Source organism: Hydrogenophaga sp. (genome assembly GCF_041633695.1).
Classification (GTDB): domain Bacteria; phylum Pseudomonadota; class Gammaproteobacteria; order Burkholderiales; family Burkholderiaceae_C; genus Hydrogenophaga.
Genome location: NZ_JBFJMY010000199.1, coordinates 1 through 7,384, shown reverse-complemented (window position 1 = coordinate 7,384; position 7,384 = coordinate 1). Strand labels below are relative to the sequence as shown.

9 protein-coding genes are annotated in these 7,384 nt (G+C 61.4%); all 9 read left to right on the top strand.

Going from position 1 to position 7,384, the window contains the following annotated elements; all coding sequences use genetic code 11:
- Nucleotides 1–186 (top strand): CopD family protein (locus ABYB95_RS13170; protein WP_372659016.1); only part of this gene is annotated, 186 nt, incomplete at its 5' end.
- 11 nt (nt 187–197) lie between these two features.
- Nucleotides 198–1,307: a VanZ family protein gene (locus ABYB95_RS13165; protein WP_372659015.1), complete on the top strand. Its 1,110-nt coding sequence runs from the start codon at nt 198–200 to the stop codon at nt 1,305–1,307.
- 9 nt (nt 1,308–1,316) lie between these two features.
- The gene (locus tag ABYB95_RS13160; RefSeq protein WP_372659014.1) at nt 1,317–1,655 is read left to right on the top strand and encodes a ferredoxin; all 339 of its coding nucleotides are present in this window, start codon (nt 1,317–1,319) and stop codon (nt 1,653–1,655) included.
- A gap of 58 nt (nt 1,656–1,713) precedes the next feature.
- Nucleotides 1,714–2,337, top strand: a complete 624-nt coding sequence (locus ABYB95_RS13155; protein WP_372659013.1) for an alpha/beta hydrolase — start codon at nt 1,714–1,716, stop codon at nt 2,335–2,337.
- A gap of 113 nt (nt 2,338–2,450) precedes the next feature.
- Nucleotides 2,451–3,581, top strand: a complete 1,131-nt coding sequence (locus ABYB95_RS13150) for a D-alanyl-D-alanine carboxypeptidase family protein (protein WP_372659017.1) — start codon at nt 2,451–2,453, stop codon at nt 3,579–3,581.
- 156 nt (nt 3,582–3,737) lie between these two features.
- The gene (gene rpsL / locus ABYB95_RS13145; RefSeq protein ID WP_069048581.1) at nt 3,738–4,115 is read left to right on the top strand and encodes a 30S ribosomal protein S12; all 378 of its coding nucleotides are present in this window, start codon (nt 3,738–3,740) and stop codon (nt 4,113–4,115) included.
- A 148-nt stretch (nt 4,116–4,263) separates the two neighbouring features.
- A complete protein-coding gene (gene rpsG, locus ABYB95_RS13140; RefSeq protein WP_372659012.1) occupies nt 4,264–4,734 on the top strand; it encodes a 30S ribosomal protein S7 in 471 nt (156 codons plus the stop codon).
- A 92-nt stretch (nt 4,735–4,826) separates the two neighbouring features.
- On the top strand, nt 4,827–6,929 hold the full coding sequence (fusA, locus tag ABYB95_RS13135) for an elongation factor G (RefSeq protein ID WP_372659011.1): 2,103 nt from the start codon (nt 4,827–4,829) through the stop codon (nt 6,927–6,929).
- A gap of 213 nt (nt 6,930–7,142) precedes the next feature.
- The coding region (locus ABYB95_RS13130; RefSeq protein WP_372659010.1) for a GTP-binding protein at nt 7,143–7,384 on the top strand (242 nt) is incomplete at its 3' end.

The window sequence follows — 7,384 nt, the reverse complement described above, 5'->3', positions numbered from 1 at the left end:
TGGCTGCATCTCAAGCTGCTGCTGGTGCTGCTGCTGATCGTCTACCACGTGTACTGCGGCCGGTTGCTGCGGGTATTCGAGGCCGGCGAAAACCGTCGCTCGCACGTCTGGTACCGCTGGTTCAACGAAGCGCCGGTGCTCATGCTGGTGGTCGTTGTGGTGCTGGTGGTGGTCAAGCCCTTTTGACCGCAGCGGCTTTGAAAACCCGCTCGTCTGCCTGGCCGCTGGCGCTGTTGTTCGCGGCGCTGGTGGTGTACGCCAGCCTGTACCCGTTTTCCGCCTGGCGGCTGCAAGGTGTTGCTCCCTGGGCGTTTTTGACCGCGCCCTTGCCGCAGTACTGGACCGGCTTTGATGTCGGGGCCAACCTGGTGGGCTACGCGCCACTGGGATTTTTGCTGGCACTGGCGTTGATGCGATCCGGATCGGGCCGTTGGTCTTGGCCGCTGGCGGTGTGCGCGCCCGTGCTGTTGTCGCTCGGCATCGAGACTTTGCAAAATTTTCTGCCACAACGCGTGCCCTCCAACCTCGACTTCGCCTTGAACAGCGCTGGCGCTGTGCTGGGTGCCAGCGTGGCCTGGCTGCTGGAAAAACTGGGGGGCTTGCGCCGCTGGAGCCAGTTTCGAGCGGATTGGTTCGAGGCCGGCGCGCACGGCAGTCTGGTGATGCTGGCCCTTTGGCCTGCGGCCTTGTTGTATCCGGCCTCGGTGCCCTTTGGCTTGGGACAGGTCTGGGATCGGCTGGAGGCGTTCCTGTCGCAACTTCTCGCCGACACGCCGTTTCTGGAGTGGTTGCCCCGCCACGCCGAAGCTGCGACCCATCTGGGCCCGTTGGCCGAAGCCTTTTGTATCGCCTTGGGATTGCTCGCGCCCTTGTTCATGGGCTACGCCGACATGCGATCGGTGGTGCGGCGGCTGGGATTTTTGTTCGCCTTGCTCTTTTGTGGTCTTGCAGCGGTGGGCTTGTCGTCGGCGCTGACTTACGGCCCTTCGCACGCCTGGTCCTGGATCGGTCCGCAATCCGAACTGGGGCTGATCCTGGCCCTGGCCATGGGCTTGGCCGCATTGGCATTGCCCCGGCGCCTGTGTGCCGTGGGTCTGCTGCTGTGCCTGGCGGTCTCGCTCAGTCTGCTCAACCACGCCTTGCCCAGCCCCTACTTTGCACAATCGCTCGAAGTCTGGGAGCAAGGCCGGTTTATCCGCTTCCATGGCCTGTCGCAATGGCTGGGCTGGTTGTGGCCTTTTGCGGCGCTGGTCTTGGGTGTGCGTTTGGTGGCCCGAGCGCCCTCACGTCCAAGGGCCGCCCACTAGAATCCTCACATGGCAGAAAACAAGTCTTATTACCAGCGGCACATCTTCTTTTGCCTGAACCAGCGCGCGGGTGGCGAAGCCTGCTGCGCCGACCACAAGGCCCAGGCCGCGTTTGATCGGTGCAAATCCCAGGCCAAGGCGCAGGGCCTGCTGGGCGAAGGCAAGGTGCGTGTGAACAAGGCGGGTTGTCTGGACCGCTGCGCCGGTGGTCCGATTGCCGTGGTCTACCCGGAAGCCGTTTGGTACAGCTACGTGGACGAGAGCGATATCGACGAAATCGTGCAGTCCCATTTGCGCGATGGCGTGGTGGTGCAGCGGCTTCTCACGCCGCCCGAAGTGGGTCGGTGATACCTTTCTTGCGCACTGCACGCCGTCCTTGGGCGGGTGCGCCCCATGAGGATTTGCGATGAACGCCCAAACCGAATACTTGCTACAGGACGGCCCCGCCGGGCCGTTGGAGGTGGCGATCGACCGGCCCGACGGCGAAGCCCTGGGCGTGGCCGTCATTGCCCATCCCCACCCGGTGCACGGCGGCACTTTGTCGAACAAAGTGGTCCAGACACTGGCGCGCGCCTTTGTGCAAAGCGGCTGGACGGCGGTGCGTTTCAACTTCCGGGGCGTTGGACGCAGCGCCGGGGTTTACGACAATGGTGTCGGCGAGCTGGACGACCTGTTGTCCGTGGTCCAGGCGCAAGCGCCGTCAGGCGGTCTGGCGTTGGCGGGTTTTTCCTTCGGGGCTTTTGTCACCAGCCAGGCGGTCGCGCGTTTGCACGGTGCGCGCGAGATCCGTCAGCTGGTATTGGTGGGCACGGCGGCGAGCCGCTTTGAGGTGGCCGAGGTGCCTGCGGAACTCCATGGCCGCACCGTGGTCATCCATGGCGAGCAGGACGACACGGTGCCGCTGACTTCGGTGATGGACTGGGCCCGGCCCCAGGTCTTGCCGGTGCTGGTAGTCCCTGGGGGCGGCCACTTTTTTCATGGCCAGTTGCCCTTGCTCAAAGACTTGGTTTTGCGCCAGTTGTGCACCTGAGCCCGAATTTCTGCGCCGTTGCGCGCATTTTTGTTTCACTTTTACCGACCTAGGATCCGATTTTGTTTCGTCGTTTTATCTCCCGATTGTTGGCGCTGTCCCTGCCCGTGTTGATGGCGCTTCCCGCTGCCGCCCAGTTGCCGCAGCCGCCCGAAGTCGCCGCCAAAGCCTATTTGCTGATGGACGTGACCTCTGGGCAGGTGCTGGCCGCGCGTGACCCCGATCAGCCGGTGGAGCCTGCGTCCCTGACCAAGCTGATGACCGCCTATCTGGTGTTTGACGCGCTCAAGGCCAACAAAATCACGCTGACGCAAACCATGCCGGTGAGCGAGCGGGCCTGGAAAATGCCGGGCTCGCGCATGTTCATCGACCCCAAAATGCAGGTGCCGGTGGAAGATCTGATCAAAGGCATGATCGTGCAATCGGGCAACGACGCCGTGGTGGCGCTGGCCGAGGGCGTGGGCGGTTCGGTGGAGCGCTTTGTGGAAATGATGAATGCCCAGGCCAAGGCTTTGGGTCTGAAATCCACTGGTTACAAGAACCCGGAGGGCCTGACCGAAGCCGGTCACACCACCACCGCGCGCGATCTGGCCACGCTGTCCGCGCGGCTCATGCACGACTTCCCGGAATACGTGCCGTACTACGCTATCCAGCGTTACCGCTATCCCGGCACCCCGGCAGCCAACGACACCAACCGCAATCTGCTGCTGTTCCGCGACCCGAGCGTGGACGGCCTGAAGACGGGGCATACCGATGCGGCCGGCTATTGCCTGGTGGCCACGGCACGCCGCCCGGTGGCCTCGCTGGGGGCTGGACCCGAAGGCCAGCGGCGCTTGCTCAGCGTGGTCCTGGGTGCTTCGAGTGAAAACGTCCGCGCGGCGGAAAGTCAGAAATTGTTGAATTGGGGCTACACGGCCTATGAAGCGGTGCGCCTTTTCCCCGCAGGCAAGCCAGTGGTTACGCCGCGTGTCTGGAAGGGCAAAGCGGCCGAGGTCAAGCTGGGCAAGCCCGAGGGCATTGTGGTGTCGGTGCCGACCGGCGAAGGCAGCCGCCTCAAAACCGAGGTGGCCCGCCCCGATCCTTTGATCGCTCCCCTGGTGCGCGGCCAGGCCCTGGGCAGCCTGCGCGTGTCCATGGCCAGTGGCGCTGCGGTGACCGAAGTGCCACTGGAAGTGCTGGAAACCGTCGAAGAAAGTGGCGTGTTCGGGCGTGCCTGGGACGCTTTGCGTCTCTGGATCCAGTGATAACCGGGATCCTGACGCGGGTTTTCAAGGGGCAGATGGCCCCGATAGCGGGTCATAGTTGCCCCGGCAGCAAGCCCGTGCTACATTAGAGGGCTTTTCGGAATCTTCCGAGAAGCATTCGTTTTCGCTTTTTATCCAAACGTTTAGGGACGTTTCATGCCAACCATCAATCAACTCGTGCGCCACGGCCGGGAGGTCGAAAAGACCAAATCCAAGAGCCCGGCCATGGAAAACTCTCCGCAGCGTCGCGGTGTGTGCACCCGTGTGTACACCACGACCCCCAAGAAGCCCAACTCCGCTCTGCGTAAAGTCGCCAAAGTGCGCCTGACCAACGGTTTTGAGGTCATCTCCTACATCGGCGGCGAAGGCCACAACCTGCAGGAACACAGCGTTGTGCTGGTTCGCGGCGGTCGTGTCAAGGACTTGCCTGGTGTGCGTTACCACATCGTGCGCGGTTCGCTCGATTTGCAAGGCGTGAAAGACCGCAAGCAGTCGCGTTCCAAATACGGTGCGAAGAAGCCCAAGGTCAAATAAGCCCTGTGTTTTTGGTAGTAGGTGCTGTTCTCCGCGTGGCGCGGTGAATCAGCGTAGTGACCCGATGTTGGGTCGAGTAAGTGAGAGTCCGAATGGCTCTCGCGGTGTCTGCCAAGGCGCCAACTGAAGCAAATTTTGAGGTGAAAAAATGCCACGTCGTCGCGAAGTCCCTAAACGTGAAATCCTGCCGGATCCAAAGTTCGGCAATGTCGAGCTCTCCAAGTTCATGAACGTGATCATGGAAGGCGGCAAGAAAGCTGTCGCCGAGCGCATCATTTATGGTGCTCTGGAGCAAATCGAGAAGAAAACCGGCAAAGACCCGGTCGAGGCGTTCTCGATGGCCATCAACAACGTCAAGCCCATGGTGGAGGTGAAATCCCGCCGCGTGGGTGGTGCCAACTACCAGGTGCCCGTTGAGGTGCGTCCCGTGCGCCGTCTGGCGCTGTCGATGCGCTGGATCAAGGAAGCTGCCCGCAAGCGCAGCGAGAAGTCCATGGCCATGCGCCTGGCCAACGAGCTGATCGAAGCCACCGAAGGCCGAGGCGGCGCCATGAAGAAGCGTGACGAAGTGCACCGCATGGCCGAAGCCAACAAGGCTTTCAGTCACTTCCGCTTCTGATTCGGGCATCCGTCCGCATCTGCATCCTGACCCGAGAGCCCGCATTCCCTTGAAACAGGGTGGCGGGCTCGTCCCCTTTTTGGAGTATTTCCATGTCTCGCACCACGCCCCTTGAGCGTTACCGCAACATCGGCATTTCCGCGCACATCGATGCCGGCAAGACCACCACCACCGAACGCATCCTGTTCTACACCGGTGTGAACCACAAGATTGGTGAAGTGCACGATGGCGCTGCCACCATGGACTGGATGGAGCAAGAGCAAGAGCGTGGCATCACGATCACCTCTGCCGCGACCACCTGTTTCTGGAAGGGTATGGACCTGTCCTTCCCTGAGCACCGCATCAACATCATCGACACCCCCGGCCACGTGGATTTCACCATCGAGGTGGAGCGTTCCATGCGCGTGCTCGACGGCGCCTGCATGGTGTACTGCGCCGTGGGTGGCGTTCAGCCCCAGTCGGAAACCGTCTGGCGCCAGGCCAACAAATACAAGGTGCCGCGTCTGGCCTTTGTGAACAAGATGGACCGCACCGGTGCCAACTTCTTCAAGGTCTACGACCAGATGAAGCTGCGCCTGAAGGCCAATCCTGTGCCTATCGTAATCCCAATCGGCGCGGAAGAGCACTTCACCGGTGTGGTCGATCTGCGCAAGATGAAGGCCATCATCTGGGACGAAGCTTCCCAGGGCATGACCTTCACGTTCGAAGAAATTCCGGCCGATCTGCTCGAGTCCGCCAAGAAGTGGCGCGAGAACATGGTCGAAGCGGCGGCTGAAGCCTCCGAAGAGCTGATGAACAAGTACCTGGAAGAGGGTGATCTGACCGAAGACGAGATCACCAAGGGCTTGCGCATCCGTACGCTGGCGGTCGAGATCCAGCCTATGTTGTGCGGCACCGCGTTCAAGAACAAGGGTGTGCAGCGCATGCTGGACGCCGTGATCGAACTCATGCCCTCGCCTGTGGACATTGACGATGTCAAGGGCACCGACGACGACGAGGAAGTCACCAGCCGCAAGCCCGACGACAACGAAAAGTTCTCGGCGCTGGCGTTCAAGCTGATGACCGACCCCTACGTCGGTCAGCTCACTTTCGTGCGCGTGTATTCGGGCGTCATGAAAAAGGGCGATACGGTCTACAACCCGATCAAGGGCAAAAAAGAACGTATCGGCCGTATCGTGCAGATGCACGCCAACAACCGCCTGGAAGTGGAAGAAATCCGCGCCGGCGACATCGCTGCCTGCGTGGGTTTGAAGGACGTGACCACGGGTGAAACCCTGTGCGATCCGGATTCCATCATCATGCTGGAGCGCATGGTCTTCCCCGAGCCCGTGATTGCACAGGCCGTGGAACCCAAGACCAAGGCCGACCAGGAAAAAATGGGCATTGCGCTGCAACGTCTGGCCGCTGAGGATCCTTCGTTCCGCGTCAAGACCGACGAAGAGTCGGGCCAGACCATCATCGCCGGCATGGGCGAGTTGCACTTGGAGATTCTGGTCGACCGCATGAAGCGCGAATTCGGTGTGGAGGCCAACGTGGGCAAGCCCCAGGTGGCTTACCGCGAAACCATTCGCAAGACGGTGGAAGACTCCGAAGGCAAGTTCGTGCGCCAGTCGGGCGGTAAAGGTCAGTATGGCCACGTGGTGTTCAAGATCGAACCCAACGAGCCAGGCAAAGGCTTTGAATTCGTCGATGCCATCAAGGGCGGTGTGGTTCCTCGCGAATACATCCCTGCGGTGGAAAAGGGCGTGATCGAAGCGCTGACCACGGGCGTTCTGGCCGGTTATCCGGTTGTGGACGTCAAGGTCACGCTGCACTTCGGTTCGTACCACGATGTGGACTCCTCCGAAATGGCCTTCAAGATGGCCGCCATCTTTGGCTTCAAAGAAGGTTGCCGCAAAGCCAGCCCGGTCATCCTCGAGCCCATGATGGCCGTGGAAGTCGAGACGCCAGAAGACTACGCCGGCAACGTGATGGGCGATCTGTCCAGCCGTCGCGGCATGGTGCAGGGTATGGAAGACATGGTAGGTGGCGGCAAGGCCATCAAGGCCGAAGTGCCCCTGTCGGAAATGTTCGGCTACTCGACCACGCTGCGTTCCGCGACCCAAGGCCGTGCGACTTACTCCATGGAGTTCAAGCACTACGCCGAAGCACCGCGCAACGTCGCTGAGGCGATCGTCGCAAGCCGCGCGAAGTAAGCCCACCCCCGCGCCGCGCCTGCGGCGCGTCACCCCCTCAAGGGGGCGTTGCGAGTGGACCGGCAAAGCCGGATCCACCGCAACCTGGGGAAAGCACTTCACGCAATCAAGTTTTGTCTTCGGCGCCGCGCAAGCGGTTGACCAGCTGCCCGTGGCAGGTCAAGGCCGGAAACGTTAAACCAGCACGGGCTTTGTTCTTTTGAGGTATTTGAAATGGGAAAAGAGAAATTCACGCGGACCAAGCCGCACGTCAACGTGGGCACCATCGGTCACGTCGACCACGGTAAAACCACCTTGACGGCGGCCATCACCACCGTGCTGGCCAAGAAATTTGGCGGTGCGGCCAAGGCCTACGACCAGATCGATGCAGCGCCCGAAGAGAAGGCCCGTGGCATCACCATCAACACCGCCCACGTGGAATACGAAACGGCCAACCGCCACTACGCCCACGTCGA

Coding starts and splice junctions, on each gene's coding strand:
- fusA (WP_372659011.1), top strand. CDS start 4,827: ATGTCTCGCACCACGCCCCTTGAGCGTTACCGCAACATCGGCATTTCC.
- rpsG (WP_372659012.1), top strand. CDS start 4,264: ATGCCACGTCGTCGCGAAGTCCCTAAACGTGAAATCCTGCCGGATCCA.
- ABYB95_RS13150 (WP_372659017.1), top strand. CDS start 2,451: ATGGCGCTTCCCGCTGCCGCCCAGTTGCCGCAGCCGCCCGAAGTCGCC.
- ABYB95_RS13160 (WP_372659014.1), top strand. CDS start 1,317: ATGGCAGAAAACAAGTCTTATTACCAGCGGCACATCTTCTTTTGCCTG.
- rpsL (WP_069048581.1), top strand. CDS start 3,738: ATGCCAACCATCAATCAACTCGTGCGCCACGGCCGGGAGGTCGAAAAG.
- ABYB95_RS13155 (WP_372659013.1), top strand. CDS start 1,714: ATGAACGCCCAAACCGAATACTTGCTACAGGACGGCCCCGCCGGGCCG.